The following is a 15,919-nucleotide window of genomic DNA, read 5'->3' on the forward strand; positions in this document are numbered from 1 at the left end:
AGAATCATCCGTACGTCTGACACTCGGCGCATGGAAACCTCAGTGCTGGTGATCGGTGGCGGCATCGGCGGTCTGGCCCTCGCCCACGGGCTACGGCGAGCCGGCGTCCCGGTCCGCGTCCTCGAACGAACCCGCGAGCGCACCGACTGGCTCCAGGGCTACCGCATCCACATCAACCCGGCCGGCGCCCGAGCCCTGCACGACCTGCTCCCACCGAGCGGCTGGGCGGCCTTCCTCCGGGCCGCCTCGCCCGGCGGCGGGTTCGGCTTCCTCACCGACCGCGGCACCGACCTGCTCGGACTGGCCGACGACGAGATCAACGCGCCGGGGGCCGGGGCGCCCGACCGGCACTACGGCATCGGCCGCATCCAGCTGCGCGAGGCCCTGCTCGACGGCCTGGGCGACGTGCTCGAGACGGGGTGCGAGCTCATTTCGTACGAGGTGGACGGCGAGCAGGTGATCGCCCACCTCGCCGACGGCTCGACCGCTCGCGGCGCCGCCCTGGTCGGAGCCGACGGCGCGAACTCCCGCGTCCGCGCCCAGCTGCTGCCGGCCGCCGCGGGCCGGGTGGACACCGGAGTCCTCACGATCGCCGGCCGCTGCCGGTCACTCGACGGACTCCCCCCGATGCTGACCAGCCGGGCCAACGTCGTGATCCCGCGCGGGCGGGGCTCCCTGTTCACCGCGGCGTGGGGCACTGATGGCACCGCCCGGCCGAGCGAGGTGACAGCCGCCCCGAGTAGCAGACCCGCTGCCCCGAGTGGCGGACCAGCCGACTCGACCGACGGACCAGCCGACTCGACCGGCGGACCAGCCGACTCGACCGGCGGACCAGCCGACTCGACCGGCGGACCAGCCGACTCGACCGGCGGACCAGCCGTCTCGACCGGCGGACCAGCCGTCCTCAGCGGCAGGTCAGTCGCCCCCAGCAGCGGCTCAGCCGCCCGGGCCAGCAGGTCAGCCGCCCCTGCTGACGGAGTGGCCGCCTCAACCGGGGACTCGGTGCCGAGCGTCGGTGAGCAGGTCCTTTGGGGATTCTCGGACGCGACCGCGACCTTCCCGGCCGGTGTGGAGCGGCTCGACGCGGAGGCGCTGACGCGGATCGTGGACGAGCGCCTGCGCGACTGGGCGCCCGAGTTCCGCACCCTGGTGAGTCGCAGCGATCCCGCCACAGTCAACGCATTCCGGGTCAAGAGCGCCACCGTCGTGGTGCCACCCCACCCGTCTGGGTGGGGCTTCAAGTTACCCGCCGCCTCCGACAAGAACGTCGAGTTGTCCACAGGCCGCGTCACCCTGCTCGGCGACGCCGTCCACAGCATGACGCCCATGGCCGGCGTCGGCGCGAACACCGCACTCCGCGACGCCGCCCTCCTCAACCGTGAGCTCGCCGCCGCCTTCCGGGGCGAGACGCCGCTGCTCACCGCGATCGAACGGTACGAACGCGAGATGCTCACCTACGGCTTCGCCGCCGTACGCCTGTCGTTGCGCAACGCCCGGCAGGCAGCGCACTCCACCGCCGCCGGCCGCGCCCTCTTCCGCACCGCACTCCGCCTGACCGCCGCCACCCCACCACTACGCCGCCGCTTCGCCCGCGGGTTGGGCAACTGAGCGGCCCGCCGGTCCCGCGCGGCCCAGCCGGGCCCAAGCCACGCCCGTTCCGCCGCGCGGGCCGCCCCAGACCGCCCGGCAACGGAGCCGGCCAACATAGGGAGCTCTCCCCATGTGCCGCGACCTGCGAATTCCCTACCGTCGAAGACATGAGCGAACTGGAACTCGAAGGCCTGAAAGCCAAACAACAGAAAACCTGGGCCAGCGGCGACTACGGCGCCGTGGCCGCTTTGATCCATCCGATGGCCGAGGACACCGTCCAAGCGGCCGACCTGTCAGCCGGGGCCGAGGTGCTCGACGTCGCGGCCGGCACCGGCAACGCCTCGATCGCCGCGGCGCGCTGCGGCTGCCGGGTGACGGCCACCGACTACGTACCGGGCCTGCTCGCCCGGGCCCGCGAACGCGCCGACGCCGAGCACCTGCCCATCACCACCGAGATCGCCGACGCCGAGAACCTGCCCTACCCGGACGGCCGCTTCGACGCGGTGGTGTCGGTGGTCGGTGCCATGTTCGCCCCGGATCAGGAGCGCACCGCCGCCGAGCTGACCCGGGTGTGCCGCGGCGGCGGCACCATCGCCATGGCGAACTGGACGCCCGACGGCTTCATCGGTGAGATGTTCCGGACCGTCGGCCGGCGGGTCCCGCCGCCGCCCGGCATCCGCGGCCCGGTCGAGTGGGGCAGCGAGGACCGGGTACGCGAGCTCTTCGGTGATCGGGTCGGCGACGTGCGCGTCGAACGGCGCGACTTCGTCTTCCGCTTCACCTCGCCGGAGCGCTTCGCCGACTATTTCCGGCAGCACTACGGCCCGACCCTCAAGGCCTTCGAGGCTCTCGGCGCCGACGGCGGCAAGCCGCTTTACGACGATTTGGTGGCCCTGGTCGGCCGCTACAACACCGCCACCGACGGCACGGCCCGCATCCCGTCCGCCTATCTGCGGATCGTCGCCACCCGGGCCTGACGTGACGGCGCCCGGCCTCGGAGGGGGAGGCCGGGCCGTACGCTCCACAAAGGTCTCAGGCCTGCGCTTCCTGACTCCGGGTCGGCAGCGCGGCGGGATGCGGGACGTCGGAGGGGAAGTGCAGCTCGGCGGCGCGGGCGCCGGGGGAGAGCTCGTTGAGCGCTTCGGTCAGCGCGTTCGCGCCGGCCGTGCCCAGCTTCTCGAACTCCATTTTGATCACCGGCGTGGCCAGTTTGGCCAGGCCGTGCATTTCGAGCTCTATCCGGTACGTCACCTCGGCCCCCGTCTCGACCGGCCGCACCACAACCGTGTCGATGCAGGTGGCGCCCTCGTTGCGCCCGTGGAAGACCAGCCGGCCGGGCGCCGCCTCGGCCAGCGTGTAGGTCATCTCGGTCGTGATGCCGAGCAGCCGGCAGGTCTGATGCCAGCTCGCCCCGGGCGCGATCGGGCCGGCGTCGTTGCGGGTCGCCTCGCGCACGGCCGGATCCCACCGAGCGGTATTGCTGAAATCACTCAGATAGCCGAACGCCACAGCAGCATCAACACGCACGGCGAGCGTGCGCTCCACGACGATCATGAGTCCCCCCAGGGCGTCGGCATGCTGCTCCAGCGTAGTGGCCGCTTCTGATCACTGCCCTGTTTTCTTGGGCGCCACGGCGCCCGGCGGCGGCGTGGACGCCACGGCGCCCGGCGAAGGGGAAGGCGGCGCGGTCGGGCGGAAGTCCCGCACATAGCGACGCTGCCACGGTGTCTCGACCGCCCGCGGGTGGTAGTGCTCGCGTACGAAAGCCACCGCCTCACCAGGAGGCACCCCGTCGAGCACGGCCAGGCAGGCCAGCGCCGTCCCGGTGCGCCCGCGCCCGCCACCGCAGGCGATCTCCACCCGCTCCGACGCCGCCCGCAGCCAGGCCTCGTGGAAAACCTCTTCCGCGTACGCGGGATCGCCCGGCAGCCGGAAGTCGGGCCACCGCACCCACCGGCTGACCCACCCGAACTCCGGCGGCGCCGAACCCAGCAGATAGACCCCGAAGGCCGGCGGGTGCCCCGACGGCATCGGCTCACGCAGCCCCCGGCCACGCACGAGCCGCCCGGACGGCAACCGCAGCACGCCGGTCTCCCCGGTCTCCCACAACCGCGTCGTCACGGAATTCATCTTGCCGCGTGCGCTACCGTGTTGCCCATGCACACCTTCAGCGAGCGACGCCGGCGTTTCGTCCGCCGCTGAGTGCTGTCCTCCGGCGGGTCGATCCCGCCGGTCCTGCTCGCTGATCCGGTCGACCCGCTTTTCGCGTCCGTCGATGGGTCTGCTCATGAATCTCGAAACTCTTCTGTCCACCCCGCTGGCCGCCGCCTTCGAGGCGGTCGCCGGTGAGCCGGTCGACCCCGCCGTGCGGGCGTCGCAGCACGCCGACTTCCAGTCCGGGGCCGCACTCGCCGTGGCCCGCAAGCTGGGCCGGGCCCCGCGGGAGACAGCGGCCGAGGTCGCCGCCCGGGCCGGCCTCGCGGGCCTGGCCGAGGTGGAGATCTCCGGTCCCGGTTTCCTCAACCTGACCGTGGCCGACGAGGTGCTGGTGTCGCTGCTCGCCGAACCCGACGCCCCACCGCCGATCACGGCCGAGCGGGTCCTCATCGACTACTCCGGGCCCAACGTGGCCAAGGAGCTGCACGTGGGGCACCTGCGGTCGACGATCATCGGGGACGCGCTGGCGCGGCTGTTCAGCTGGGCCGGTCACGACGTGGTGCGGGTCAACCACCTGGGCGACTGGGGCACCCAGTTCGGCATGCTGATCGAGCACCTGGCCGACCTCGGCGGCCCCACCAGTGAGTTCAGCCTCGGCGATCTGACCGACTTCTATCGGCAGGCCCGAGTCAAGTTCGACAGCGACGACGACTTCCGCACCCGGGCCCGGCTGCGGGTGGTCGCCCTGCAGGGCGGCGACGAGCCGAGCCGGGCGATGTGGCGGCGGCTGGTCGAGCAGTCCGAGCGGCTGTTCGTGGCCGATTACGAGCGGCTCGGCATCACCCTGGGCCGGGACGATTTCGCCGGCGAGAGCTCCTATCAGGACCAACTCGGATCGGTGGTCGACGAGCTGAGAGCGAGGGGCCTGCTGGTCGAGAGCGAGGGTGCGTTGTGCGCGTTCCCCGCCGGGTTCACCGGCCGCGACGGCGAGCCGCTGCCGCTGATCGTGCGCAAGAGCGACGGCGGTTTCGGGTACGCGGCGACGGACCTCGCCGCCCTCCGGCACCGGGTGGTCGAGGTGAAGGCCGACCGGTTGCTCTACGTCGTCGGTGCCCCGCAGAGCATGCATTTCCGGATGGTCTTCGCCGTCGGCCGCGACGCGGGCTGGCTGACCGGCCCGGCCACCGCCGAGCACGTCAGCTTCGGCTCGATCCTCGGCCCCGACGGCAAGATGCTCAAGACCCGGTCGGGCGACACGATCCGGCTGTCCGACCTGCTCGACGAGGCGGACACCCGGGCCACGTCGCCCGAGGTCGGCATCGGCGCGATCAAGTACGCCGACCTGTCCTCGGACCGGCGCAGCGACTACGTCTTCGACTGGGACCGCATGCTGGCCGCCACCGGCAACACCGGCCCCTATCTCCAGTACGCCGTGGCCCGGATCCGCTCCGTGCTGCGCAAGGCGTCGATCGAGCTGGGCGCGATCACGCTGGGCGACCCGGCCGAGCGGCGCCTGGCGCTGACCGTGCTCGGCTTCGAGCCCGCGGTGGCGGCCGCCCTCGAATGTCGGGAGCCGCACCGGCTCGCCGTCCACCTGCACGAGGTGGCGGTGGCGTTCTCGGCCTTCTACGAGCGCTGCCCGATCCTGGCCTCGCCGAGCCGGCTGGCACTGACCGCCCGCACCGGCGAGACCCTGCGGCTCGGCCTCGACCTGCTCGGCCTGCCCGTACCCGAGGCGATGTGACTCAGCGGACCGGATCGCTCAGCAGCGGCGGATAGACGGTCGAGGTGACCCCGTCCACGGTGGTCCCGGCGAACTGGAGCATGGCCCCGGTCTGCTCGTTGAGGTCGTGGGGGTAGTTGAGCCGGGGACGGGACACCTCGTCGAGCGCCGTGACCTGCTCCGGCGTCAGTGTCACGTCGAGGGCCGCCAGGTTGGCGGTGAGGTGGTCGAGGCGGCGCGGCCCGAGGATGGGTGCGGTCACCGCGGGTCGCCCGCGCAGCCAGGCCAGGGCCACGGCGGCCGGGCTCACGCCGATCTCGCCGGCCACGGCGGTCAGCACGTCGATCACCTGGTACTGATCCTCGCTGGGCCCGCCGGTGATCAGGCCGCGCCCGGTGTCGCCGCCGGCCGTGCCGCGCTGGTATTTCCCGGACAGGAAGCCGCCGGCGAGCGGGCTCCACGGCGTGAGGCCCATCCCCGCGTCCAGCGCCAGCGGCGCGAGCTCGCCTTCCACCGTACGGGCGAGAAGGGAGTATTCGACCTGGAGCGCGATGACCGGCGGCCACCCGCGCAGCAGCGCCGTGGTGTGCGCCTGCGCGGTGTACCAGGCAGGCGTGTTCGAGAACCCGAGATAGCGGATCTTTCCCGACCGTACGAGATCGTCGAGCGTCCGCATCGTCTCGTCGACCGGGGTGTGCGCATCCCAGTTGTGCAGCCAGTAGAGGTCGAGGTAGTCCGTCCTCATCCGGCGCAGCGACTGCTCGAGCTGGTCGATGATCGCCTTGCGTCCGGCGCCACCGCCGTTGGGGTCACCCGGGTGCAGGTTGCCGAAGAACTTCGTGGCCAGCACCACCCGGTCGCGCCGCCCGGGCCGCGCGGCGAAGTAGTCGCCGACGATCTCCTCGGAGTGCCCGTTGGCGTAGAAGTTGGCGGTGTCGATGAAGTTGCCGCCGCGCTCGGCGTACCCGTCGAGGATCTTCCCGGCCTCGGCGGCGTCGCAGCCCCAGCTGCCCTTCACGCCGAAGTTCATCGCTCCCAGGGCGAACGGGCTGACGCGCAACCCCGAGCGGCCGAGCGTGCGGTACGAGTCGAGTGTCATGCCTCAAGTAGGCCGCCCGGCCCCGGCCACCAGGTAGAACGATCGTCGCCGACTCTTGCCCGATCCTGCTCGGGCCGGGCATCGACCACGCGTTATATCGACGACTAGGGTGCCTCCTGGGCGTGCCCACGAGGCGCGCGTATTTTCGCCAGAAAGGCCCGACATGACCCTCACCCGCAGGACATTGCTGGCCGCGGGGGCCGCCTCGGTGGCGGCCCCGATCGTCGGCGCCGGTACGGCTCAGGCCCACCCGGAGGACAAGACCTACCGTCTCACCGTGCTCGGCACCTCGGACACCCACGGCAACGTCTACAACTGGGATTACTACAAGGACGCCGAATACGACGACAGCGCCCACAACGACGTCGGGGTGGCCAAGCTGGCCGCCCTGGTGACCAAGCTGCGGGCCGAGGCGATCGGGGCCACGCTGGTGCTCGACGCAGGCGACACGATCCAGGGGACGCCGCTGGCCACCTACTACGCCAAGCAGGAGCCGATCACCACGACCGGCGCCAAGCACCCGATGGCCCGCGCCATGAACGTCCTGCAGTACGACGCTGTGACGCTCGGGAACCACGAGTTCAACTACGGTCTGCCGCTGCTCGACCGGTGGATCCGGCAGCTGGGGTTCCCGGCGCTGGCGGCCAACGCGGTGAACGCGAGGACCGGCAAGCCGGCCTTCACCCCGTACGTCATCAAGAAGGTCTCCCCGGGCCGGCACGCGCCCACGCTGCGCGTCGGCATCCTGGGGCTCACCAACCCGGGCGTGGCCATCTGGGACCGCGCGAACGTCGAGGGGAAGCTGACCTTCCTCGACATGGTGGCGACCGCGGCGAAGTGGGTGCCGATCATGCGGGACCGCGGGGCCGACATCGTGCTGATCTCGGCGCACGGCGGCGACAGCGGCACGTCGAGCTACGGCCCGGAGTTGCCCAACGAGAACCCGTCGGCCCTCATCGCCGAGCAGGTGCCCGGCATCGACGCGATCCTGTTCGGGCACGCGCACGCCGAGGTGCCGCAGCGGTTCGTGACCAATGCCCGCACCGGCCGCCCGGTGCTGCTCTCCGAGCCGTCGAAGTGGGGTCAGCGCCTGACCAAGATGGACTTCGAGCTCGTCCGCCGGGGCGGCCGCTGGGCGGTCACCACGAAGTCGGCGACGACCCTCAACACCAACACCGTCGAGGCCGACCCCAGGGTGCTGGCGGCGGTCCGGTCGCAGCACGAGAAGACCGTGGCGTACGTGAACCAGGTCGTGGCCACCTCGACCGAGGAGCTGTCGGCGGCGTCGTCGCGGTACGAGGACACGCCGATCCTCGACTACATCAACAAGGTGCAGACCGACACGGTCACCGCGGCCCTGGCCGGCACCGAGTACGCGAGCCTGCCGGTGCTGTCGATCGCCGCCCCGTTCAGCCGTACCGCCGTCTTCCCGCAGGGCGACGTCAAGATCAAGGACGTGGCCGGACTCTACATCTACGACAACACCCTCGAGGCCGTCGTCCTGACCGGGGCCGAGGTGAAGGCCTATCTGGAGTACTCGGCGAAGTACTTCGTCACGCTCGCTCCCGGCGCCCCGGCCGATCCGGCCACGATCAGCGACCCGGCCGTGCCCGACTACAACTACGACGTCCTCTCCGGCGTCGACTACGACATCGACATCAGCCGGCCGGTCGGCTCCCGCATCACCCGGCTGCAGATCGCCGGCGTCGACGTCGACCCGGGCGCGCGTTTCGTGATCGCGGTGAACAACTACCGCCGCTCCGGCGGTGGCAACTTCCCGGGGATCGTCAAGACGCAGGTCTACAACGCCCAGCAGGAGATCCGCCAGCTGCTGATCGACTGGGCCCAGGCCCGGGGGGCGATCGACCCGGCCGACTTCTTCGTCAAGAACTGGCAGCTCGTGCGGGCCGGGGTGCCCATCGAGTTCTGACCGCCCCGGGTCAGCCGGTCATCAGGGTGAGGAAGACGACGACGGCGGCGGTCAGCACGGTGCCGAAGGCGATCCAGTACGGGTAGCTCTCGTGACCGCCGCGGTGGGCCTCCCCGCCCCGGCGTACCGCCGACACCAGTCCCGGTACGCCGAACAGCAGCGTCCAGAAGACCACCGGTGCCCACGACGGCGCCTGCGGCCGGGCTGCTCGAGCCATCTCCTCGGGGAAGCGCACGAGCAGCCGGCCGTGGGGCGTGTGCGGGCCGGGCGCCGCGGTGGGGGCCGGCGGCGTCGCCGGCGTCACCCAGGGCGGGGTGGTGGGGTATTGCGCGTACGGAATCGGGGCAGTCATGTCGCGAACCTCTCGGTAGCGGCTCGGTTGCAATTCCGTGCCGCCCGACAGCATCGGTCACCCCTGCGCGGACTTGAGAAAAGTCAGTTCCCGGTGGCGATCCGCACCGGTACTTGCATCTCGGTGACCCACTTGTCGAAGTCGTCCGGCGGGCAGTCGAGGTAGATCTCGACCGCGAACCCCGGGCCGGCCGCACGGTAGCCGTTGTCGTCGATCCAGTTGGCGATCTTCTGCCCGGTGCGGAACGCCTCGGCCATCGAGCCGTGATGCACCGCGGTCGCCGCCTGCTCGACGGCCGGCAGCACCACCGCGTCGAATCCTGCGTTCGCGGGCACCGTCGCGTCGCCGATCGGGAACGCGGCATGCACCGTGATCGTCTCGTCGCCCGGCCGGGTCGGCGCCGGGAGGTAGTAGGCGATCGGCGGACCGGTCATCGCGACGCCGTGCTTCTCCATGAGCTCCATCAGCCGCGGATAGAGCGGACTGAGGTTCTCGGTGATCGAACTCGGATCGTCGTAGCTGGTGGCGGTGGCCTCGAGCATCGCCACCCGCAGGGCCGGAACGCTCTTGAGAACAACATCTCCGGTGTCCATGTGTCCCTCACTCTCGATCATCCGGAGGCGCGCGTCGACCTGGGCCAGGCGGGCGGTGTCCTGTTCCATCCGGGCCGCCAGCTCGGCCCGCCGCAGCCGCAGCATGCCGCGCAGCTCCTGCGAGTCGAGTTTCTCGTCGATCAGCGTCTGCACCTGCTGCAGGCTGAAGCCGAGATCCTTGAGGGCGGTCACGCGGTTGAGCAGCCGAAGCTGGACAGCCGTGTAGAACCGGTAGCCGCTGTGCGGATCCACGTGGGCGGGGCGTATCAGTCCGATGGCGTCGTAATGCCGCAACATGCGCACCGACACCCGGCCGAGTCCCGCGAACTCTCCGATACTGAACATGGTCCCCTCACCCTCGGCCCTGACACAGTGTGAGAGTCAACGCCCGAGCGTTACGGAACGGCTCCGCCTTCGACGGGCGGGTCGACTGGGGGTGGCGTGGTCGTGGTCGGCGGCGTTGTCGGCGGGGTGGTCGGGGGCGTCGTGGTCGGCCGCGTCGTCGGGGGAGTGGTGGTCGGCTGGGTGGTCGCCGGCGTCGTGGTGGGGGCCGTGGTCGGGGCCGTGGTGGTCGCCGGGGAGCTCGGGGTGCGGGTCCGGTTGGGGACATTGCCGCGGGTGACCGAACGACTGGTCGGCTCCACGCCCGGCGTCGTCGAGACCTCGGAGCTCGGGGCGTCGGTGGTCGGGTCGAGCGAGGGGCCGGGCACCGAGTTGTCGACCGTCTGCTTGTCGTCGTCGCCTTTGTTCAGGGCGATCGCGAAGGTCAGACCGCCGGCCAGCACGAGCAGGGCGATCACCGCGACCAGCAGCGCGGTCTGGCTGCGCGGCGGGCGCTTGGCCCCCAGCGAGGTCGAGGTGAGCGACGTCGGCGGCGTGGGCGGCACCCGCGGCGGCAGGTCGCGGGGCATCGGGACGGCCCGGGTGGGCGCGGCCGGGCTCAGCGGCGCGACCATGGTGGTGCCGGTCATCCTCTTCCAGTCGAGCGGACCGGCCGCGGCGAAGGCCGCCTCGGCGAGCTCCTCACCGCTCTGGAAGCGGTCACCCGGCTGCTTGGCCATGGCCCGCTGGATCAGCTCGCGCACCTCGAGCGGCACGTGCTCGGGCAGCGGCTCGGGCTCGTCCTCGAGGTGGCGCAGGGCGACCTGCAGCGCGTTGTCGCCGTCGAACGGGGGGTGGCCGGCAATGCAGTGGTAGGCCACCGCGCCGAGCGCGTAGATGTCGGTGGCGGCGCTGACGTTGCCCTTGGCGACCTGCTCGGGCGCCATGTAGAGCGCGGTGCCGACGATCGCGTTGACCGCTGTGACGCTGGTGACCGCGGCCGAGCGGGCCACGCCGAAGTCGACCAGCACGACCGTGCCGTTGGGCTTGACGATCAGATTGCCCGGTTTGACGTCGCGGTGCACCGTGCCGGCCTGGTGGGCGGCGTGCAGCGCGTCGGCCGCCTGCCCGACGATCGACATGACCTCGGCGACCGGCATCGGGCCCTGCTTGACCCGGGTCGAGAGCGGCTCGCCCTCGACGTAGGCCATCACCAGGTAGGCCATGCCGTCGTCGCCGCCGGACTCGTCGGCGCTCGCGTAGTCGTAGACCTCGACCACACCGGGGTGACGGAAGGCGGCCATCATGCGCGCCTCGCCGTAGAAACGGGCGGCGAACTCGGGGTCGGACATCATGTTGGAGCGCAGCACCTTTACGGCGATGACGCGGCCCAGCACGACATCGGTGCCGCGCCAGACGTCACCCATCCCGCCCGTGGCGATGCGCTCATCCAACCGATAACGGTTGCCCAGGAGGTGACCGGCAGCAAGCACCAACGGACCTTATCTAATCGGGTGGCTGAGCCACAGCGGAGCAACGGCGAAACTGTAGCTGCCCGCGGCGCTCAGCGGGGGACTGCCGGCCGCCGTTGATCAAGCCCAGGCCGGGGGTACGACATCTCCGGGCGGTCAGGGGTGCCGCCCGGAGATCACGTCTCAGCTGTCGTACGTGGGAGTGACCACGACCGCGGTCTCGGCCAGCTCCAGTTCCTCCTGCTCGGCCTGACGCTCGAGCGCGGCCCGGGCCGAGGTCGCCACGGCCCAGCCGACCGCGACGCCGAGCAGGCCGACGCCGGCGATCAGGCCCCACGGGCGGGACGGCTTGCGCCCGGCCAGGGCGGCCGCCGCCGCGTTGGCCCGGCCCCAGGCCAGGTCGGCCTTGCCGCTCGCCTTGCCCGCGAACTGCTGGCTCCGGCCGGCCAGCTTGTGACTCTGGTCACTGGCCTTGCCGGCCAGCTTGGTGGCTTTGTCGCTGGTGTCCTTGGCGGTGTCGGTCGCCGCCGCCATCGCGGCCGTCAGATACTCCCAGGCCTGCGTGGCCGTGCGTTCCGTCTTGCTCTTGCTGGAGAACATCCCCTTTTACCTCCCGGCTCGTTCGCCCTTAACCCTGCCCTGGCGTCCCGTTCAGCAAACGTGTCCGGTGTGGACGCCATCACGTTTCGGAAACAAGTTGCCACCCACCGGTACTCTTGACCCGGTTCACATAAGGCACTCAGGTGCCTGACAGGTTCGGGTCCTAGCCTTTTGGTCAGTTTCACCGAACCTTCCAGGGGTAGTTCGACCGCCCCTGGGTGCGGGCAGCGTCGGGCGGGATCGGCTCGTCGGAGCGGCTTGCGCACCAGGAACGACGCCCGGAGATCCTGGGCGGGTGGAGGGAATTGGCGTGACGCTGTCGATAATGACGTCGACGCTTGCCGACGACGTGGTGGAGGTCTCGCCGAGCGGTGAGATCGACGTCGAGAACGCATACGAGATCCGCGAAGCCGTGGCGACACGGCTGGCCGCCGGAGGGCTCGCACGCATCGAGCTCAACCTGCAGAATGTGACTTTCATCGACTCGGTGGGCATCAGCGCGCTCGTTGCCGCGTTCCAGCTCGCCCAGGTCAGCGAGGTAAAGCTGGTGGTGACCCGGCCCAGCCGCTTCGCGCACCGTCAGCTCTGGGTGACCGGGTTGCTCGGCCTGTTCGGCAACCCGCAGCCGTTCGGCGGGGCCGACACGGCTGAGCCGGCCGTCTCCGGCACCTGATCCGATCAACGAACGAAGGCGGCCGGGTCCTCGACCCGGCCGCCTTCTTCTGTTCCCGGAGCCCTGAGTCCTGGGCCTGGGCCTCGCTCCCACGTGATCGGCAGGACAGGCCTCAGAGCAGCGCCGACGCGTGCAGCGGGATCGCTTCCAGGTTGATCTTCACCTCGGTCATCTCGTGCGGCGGCCGGATCGGCGTGACCACGGCGAAGTGTTCGGCCAGGGCCGCCAGATCGGTGTCCGGCTGCAGTGTGTCGTCCGCCGCCTGCACGGCCGTGCGGACAAAGCCCTCACCGGCCTCGGCGATGCTCACCTGCACCTGCCCGAACTGGGCCAGCGACGCCCGCCGCAGCCCGCGGATCCCGTCCAGATGCAGGTCGGGCACGTTGAGGTTGAAGATCGTGCCGGCCGGGGTGTGCATCAGCGTCGGCACGAGGCGTACCGCGAGCTCGGCCGCACTGCCCCAATGGCGCTTCTCGTCCTCGTCGTGGTCGAGGGCGGCCAGCGCGGCCCCGCCGCTGCGAGCCGAGGAGACCCGCGGCGAGAGCACGTCCAGCGAGACAGCCAGCCCGTGCAGCCCCGCGTACGACCCGGTGAGGGTGGCCCCGACCGTGCCCGAGTGCACGACCGCGGCGCCCGCGTTGGCCCCGCGGTTGATGCCCGAGAGGATCATCTCCGGCGGCTCGCCGAAGGCCTCCCGCAGGGCGAGCAGCACGATGTACGCGGGGGAGGCGGCCACCGCGTAGGCCGGGATGTGCTTGGCCTGGGGCAGCTCGCGCTTGTGCAGGATGATCTTGCCGTGCTCCTCCACCGCGGTCATCGCGGCGCTGCTGCCGCTCGCCTCGGTGACGGGCGCGGCGACCACGACCTCGTGTCCGTCCCGGGCCGCCGCCCGCGCCAGCCAGCGCAGGCCCGGAGCGTCGATGCCGTCGTCGTTGGTGACCAGGATTCTTGTCATCGCGCCTTCTTGATCGGGGTGAGCTTGACCCGCTCGGTGAGCACCTGGACGGCGTCCATGTGCCCGGTGCCGAGCCCGTGCCGGGTCACGTTGAGCGCGCCGGCGGCGGCCCCGGTGCGGACCGCCTGCGTCATCTCGCCGCCCTTGGCCAGCACGGCGGCGACCCCGGCGGTCATCGAGTCCCCGGCGCCACGGTGGTCGGCGATGGTGAGCTTCGGGATGCCGACCCGGTAGATCTGTTCGTTGAACAGGGCGAGCGCGCCCGCGTCGGCCCGCGACAGCAGCGCCATCTCGGCCCCGCTCTCGTGCAGCTTGATCAGCGCCTCGGTGAGGGTCTTCTCCGAGTCGTCCTTGATCACACCGTCCCGGAGCAGCTCCTCGTGGCTCACCTTGACCACGTCGAGCCCGGCCTCCAGCACCGCCTTGAGGTGGTCGCCGGACAGGTCGGCGATCACCCGGCAGCCGTGGGCGCGCAGGTCGTGGGCGAGCCGGCCGTAGACCTCGGCGCGGATCACCGACGGGTGCGCCGGGCCGCTCAGGATCGCGTTGCCGCAGCGCAGGCCCTCGGCCAGGGCCAGGTTGTAGAGCTCGTCCAGCTCGTGCCGGGTGAACGGCGCTCCCGGCTGCTCGGCGAGCTCCTGCCGGTTGCCGTTGCGGCGGTCGTGCACATACCAGCCGCTGCCGCTCTCGCGGGGGATGGTGCGCAGCTGAACGCCCTTGAAGTCGAGCAGCGGCTTGAGCACGCGGCCCACCTCACCGCCGACCGCGGTGCACAGGGTCACCTCGGCGCCGAGCGAGGTGATCATGCGGGCCTGCCAGATGCCCTGACCGCCCGGGTGGACGTGCAGTTCCGGCTGGTTGTGTTGCTGTTCAATGGTCACCGTGAGTTGCGGTGCCGGCGCAAAGACCATCACCCGAGCGTCGCCCATATAGGGCATTGTTATCGCTGGGCGCCCGTTAGGGGCGGATTACCGCAAAAGCCGTCAGACCTCGAATCCCTCGCCGGTCAGCTCGATCACGGCCCCGGTGAGCTCCGGCTTGGTCCGCAGCATCTCCTCCATGCGGATCCGCCACTTGCCCGCCTCGAGGTCGGACGCAAACCGGTCGCCGCCGGTCTCGACCAGGGCGGTGAGCAGCCGCTGGCGGGTGTCGGCGAAGTGGCCGTACATCTCGCTGCCCAGCCGGCTCAGCACGCGCGCGGCGAAGGCCTCGGAGTGTGCGCTGCCCGCGGCTCGCACGAACGCGCGGGCGGCGTCCCACGCGACCCTCGGCTGGTGGATGACGGTGGTCATGCTGGTGTCCTCCCGTGATGACATGGTCACCAAGCGTAGAGAGGAAGCCGAGACCCGGACGGAAGTCGGCACACGCGGTGACCGGTGTGATCATCGTGCACCCTGAGGTGTGATGATCGCCATAGTCGGACGCGGGCTCACCACCCGGCGGGAGAACACCCTCCGGCCGCCGCCACCGGCTCGACCTGAAGGGTGGCGTGGTCGATGTCGAAGTCGTCGTGCAGCGCCTCACGGGCGGTGGAGAGCACGGTGCCCAGCTCGGCCTTGGGCTCCAGGCTCAGGTGGGCCGACGCCACGTCCATGCCCGAGGTGAGCGTCCACACGTGCAGGTCGTGCACGTCGCAGACACCCGGGACGGCGGCCAGCCGGGCGCGGACCTGGGTGATGTCGAGGTGCTCGGGGGCGGCCTGCACGAGGATGCGGACGGCCGAACGCCCCAGGGCGAAGGTGCGGGGCAGGATCATCAGCGCGACGATCACGGCGACGATCGGATCCGCGTACGCCCAGCCGGTGAACCCGATGATCGCCGCCGCCACGATGACGCCGACCGACCCGAGCAGGTCACCCACCACCTCGAGGTAGGCCCCGCGCACGTTGATGCTCTCCTTGGCCCCGCCGCGCAGCAGGCCGAAGGCGATCAGGTTGATGATCAGACCGCCGACGGCGACGATCAGCATCGAGCCGGCCGGCACGTCGGGCGGGTCGGTGAAACGCCGCAGCGCCTGCACGACCACGAAGCCGGCCACCCCGGTCAGCAGGACGGCGTTGGCCAGCGCGGCGAGCACCTCGAGGCGGTAGAGCCCGAAGGTGCGCTGCGAGTCGGTGGCGGCGCGCCCGGCCGCGGTGATGGCGGCCAGGGCCATCGCGATGCCGAGCACATCGGTGAACATGTGCCCGGCGTCGGAGAGCAGGGCCAGTGAGCCGGTGGCCAGGGCGGCGACCGCCTCGACGATCATGAAGCCGGCGAGCAGGCCGGCCGCCCACCAGAGCCGCTTGCGGTGCTTGGCTCCCGCTCGCAGCGCCTGCCCTCCGTGGTCGTGCCCGGCTCCCATGTCTCAACCTTCCGTCCGAGCTGCGCGCCCCGGCCAATGTATGCGTACATCGCTATGTGTGCAAGTTGAACTCAGCTGTCGAAACCGGGGTATGGAGTGACTGACAGCAC

At 71.0% G+C, this 15,919-nt stretch carries 16 protein-coding genes; 5 read left to right on the forward strand and 11 right to left on the reverse strand.

The features are described 5' to 3' along the window. Positions 1–30: 30 nt before the first annotated feature. Positions 31–1,608, forward strand: coding sequence for an FAD-dependent monooxygenase (locus tag NAG42_RS44555; protein WP_284046262.1), 1,578 nt, complete (start codon positions 31–33; stop codon positions 1,606–1,608). 149 nt (positions 1,609–1,757) lie between these two features. After that, a complete protein-coding gene (locus tag NAG42_RS34210) occupies positions 1,758–2,567 on the forward strand; it encodes a class I SAM-dependent methyltransferase (RefSeq protein ID WP_250036158.1) in 810 nt (269 codons plus the stop codon). A gap of 55 nt (positions 2,568–2,622) precedes the next feature. Here NAG42_RS34210 and NAG42_RS34215 read toward each other — a convergent pair whose 3' ends face one another. Next, a complete protein-coding gene (locus NAG42_RS34215; protein ID WP_250036159.1) occupies positions 2,623–3,144 on the reverse strand; it encodes an SRPBCC family protein in 522 nt (173 codons plus the stop codon). Positions 3,145–3,195: 51 nt separating this feature from the next. Continuing rightward, positions 3,196–3,711, reverse strand: coding sequence for a protein-tyrosine phosphatase family protein (locus NAG42_RS34220; protein ID WP_369077119.1), 516 nt, complete (start codon positions 3,709–3,711; stop codon positions 3,196–3,198). A 166-nt stretch (positions 3,712–3,877) separates the two neighbouring features. Between NAG42_RS34220 and argS the strand changes: the two genes are divergently transcribed. Then, positions 3,878–5,491, forward strand: coding sequence for an arginine--tRNA ligase (gene argS / locus NAG42_RS34225; protein WP_250036161.1), 1,614 nt, complete (start codon positions 3,878–3,880; stop codon positions 5,489–5,491). Position 5,492: 1 nt separating this feature from the next. Here the strand turns inward: argS and NAG42_RS34230 are convergent, their stop codons facing one another. Continuing rightward, positions 5,493–6,569, reverse strand: a complete 1,077-nt coding sequence (locus NAG42_RS34230) for an aldo/keto reductase (protein ID WP_250036163.1) — start codon at positions 6,567–6,569, stop codon at positions 5,493–5,495. A gap of 163 nt (positions 6,570–6,732) precedes the next feature. Here NAG42_RS34230 and NAG42_RS34235 point away from each other — a divergent pair, with 163 nt between their 5' ends. Then, positions 6,733–8,499: a bifunctional metallophosphatase/5'-nucleotidase gene (locus NAG42_RS34235; RefSeq protein ID WP_250036165.1), complete on the forward strand. Its 1,767-nt coding sequence runs from the start codon at positions 6,733–6,735 to the stop codon at positions 8,497–8,499. Positions 8,500–8,509: 10 nt separating this feature from the next. Here the strand turns inward: NAG42_RS34235 and NAG42_RS34240 are convergent, their stop codons facing one another. The 4 genes from NAG42_RS34240 to NAG42_RS34255 form a co-directional block, all read right to left on the reverse strand. Continuing rightward, complete coding sequence (locus NAG42_RS34240; RefSeq protein ID WP_250036167.1) at positions 8,510–8,851, reverse strand: hypothetical protein; 342 nt, start codon at positions 8,849–8,851, stop codon at positions 8,510–8,512. An 83-nt stretch (positions 8,852–8,934) separates the two neighbouring features. Then, complete coding sequence (locus NAG42_RS34245; protein ID WP_250036169.1) at positions 8,935–9,789, reverse strand: MerR family transcriptional regulator; 855 nt, start codon at positions 9,787–9,789, stop codon at positions 8,935–8,937. Between the two features lie 50 nt (positions 9,790–9,839). Then, positions 9,840–11,258, reverse strand: a complete 1,419-nt coding sequence (locus NAG42_RS34250) for a serine/threonine-protein kinase (protein WP_250036171.1) — start codon at positions 11,256–11,258, stop codon at positions 9,840–9,842. Between the two features lie 162 nt (positions 11,259–11,420). After that, on the reverse strand, positions 11,421–11,837 hold the full coding sequence (locus tag NAG42_RS34255; RefSeq protein WP_250036173.1) for a hypothetical protein: 417 nt from the start codon (positions 11,835–11,837) through the stop codon (positions 11,421–11,423). A 310-nt stretch (positions 11,838–12,147) separates the two neighbouring features. Here NAG42_RS34255 and NAG42_RS34260 point away from each other — a divergent pair, with 310 nt between their 5' ends. Then, entirely contained in the window at positions 12,148–12,510 is a 363-nt protein-coding gene (locus NAG42_RS34260; protein ID WP_250036311.1) for an STAS domain-containing protein, read from the forward strand. Between the two features lie 112 nt (positions 12,511–12,622). On the opposite strand, the gene surE is transcribed toward NAG42_RS34260, so the two are convergent. The 4 genes from surE to NAG42_RS34280 all read right to left on the reverse strand — a co-directional run bounded on the left by surE (position 12,623) and on the right by NAG42_RS34280 (position 15,809). Next, positions 12,623–13,465: a 5'/3'-nucleotidase SurE gene (gene surE / locus NAG42_RS34265; RefSeq protein WP_250036175.1), complete on the reverse strand. Its 843-nt coding sequence runs from the start codon at positions 13,463–13,465 to the stop codon at positions 12,623–12,625. Next, a complete protein-coding gene (locus NAG42_RS34270) occupies positions 13,462–14,394 on the reverse strand; it encodes a 1-phosphofructokinase family hexose kinase (protein WP_250036177.1) in 933 nt (310 codons plus the stop codon). Before NAG42_RS34270 ends, surE begins: the two co-directional genes overlap by 4 nt. A 54-nt stretch (positions 14,395–14,448) precedes the next feature. Further along, positions 14,449–14,781 carry a hypothetical protein gene (locus NAG42_RS34275; RefSeq protein WP_250036178.1) on the reverse strand — a complete coding sequence of 111 codons (333 nt, stop codon included), beginning with the start codon at positions 14,779–14,781 and terminating at the stop codon, positions 14,449–14,451. Between the two features lie 113 nt (positions 14,782–14,894). After that, positions 14,895–15,809, reverse strand: a complete 915-nt coding sequence (locus tag NAG42_RS34280) for a cation diffusion facilitator family transporter (protein WP_250036179.1) — start codon at positions 15,807–15,809, stop codon at positions 14,895–14,897. Between the last annotated feature and the right edge of the window lie 110 nt (positions 15,810–15,919).

The organism is Paractinoplanes maris (assembly GCF_023544465.1).
Classification (GTDB): domain Bacteria; phylum Actinomycetota; class Actinomycetes; order Mycobacteriales; family Micromonosporaceae; genus Actinoplanes; species Actinoplanes maris.

Bases quoted from the DNA above. Each gene is read 5' to 3' on its own strand.
- NAG42_RS44555 (WP_284046262.1), top strand. From the start codon at position 31: ATGGAAACCTCAGTGCTGGTGATCGGTGGCGGCATCGGCGGTCTGGCC.
- NAG42_RS34210 (WP_250036158.1), top strand. From the start codon at position 1,758: ATGAGCGAACTGGAACTCGAAGGCCTGAAAGCCAAACAACAGAAAACC.
- NAG42_RS34215 (WP_250036159.1), bottom strand. From the start codon at position 3,144: ATGATCGTCGTGGAGCGCACGCTCGCCGTGCGTGTTGATGCTGCTGTG.
- argS (WP_250036161.1), top strand. From the start codon at position 3,878: ATGAATCTCGAAACTCTTCTGTCCACCCCGCTGGCCGCCGCCTTCGAG.
- NAG42_RS34230 (WP_250036163.1), bottom strand. From the start codon at position 6,569: ATGACACTCGACTCGTACCGCACGCTCGGCCGCTCGGGGTTGCGCGTC.
- NAG42_RS34235 (WP_250036165.1), top strand. From the start codon at position 6,733: ATGACCCTCACCCGCAGGACATTGCTGGCCGCGGGGGCCGCCTCGGTG.
- NAG42_RS34240 (WP_250036167.1), bottom strand. From the start codon at position 8,851: ATGACTGCCCCGATTCCGTACGCGCAATACCCCACCACCCCGCCCTGG.
- NAG42_RS34245 (WP_250036169.1), bottom strand. From the start codon at position 9,789: ATGTTCAGTATCGGAGAGTTCGCGGGACTCGGCCGGGTGTCGGTGCGC.
- NAG42_RS34255 (WP_250036173.1), bottom strand. From the start codon at position 11,837: ATGTTCTCCAGCAAGAGCAAGACGGAACGCACGGCCACGCAGGCCTGG.
- surE (WP_250036175.1), bottom strand. From the start codon at position 13,465: ATGACAAGAATCCTGGTCACCAACGACGACGGCATCGACGCTCCGGGC.
- NAG42_RS34270 (WP_250036177.1), bottom strand. From the start codon at position 14,394: ATGGGCGACGCTCGGGTGATGGTCTTTGCGCCGGCACCGCAACTCACG.
- NAG42_RS34275 (WP_250036178.1), bottom strand. From the start codon at position 14,781: ATGTCATCACGGGAGGACACCAGCATGACCACCGTCATCCACCAGCCG.
- NAG42_RS34280 (WP_250036179.1), bottom strand. From the start codon at position 15,809: ATGGGAGCCGGGCACGACCACGGAGGGCAGGCGCTGCGAGCGGGAGCC.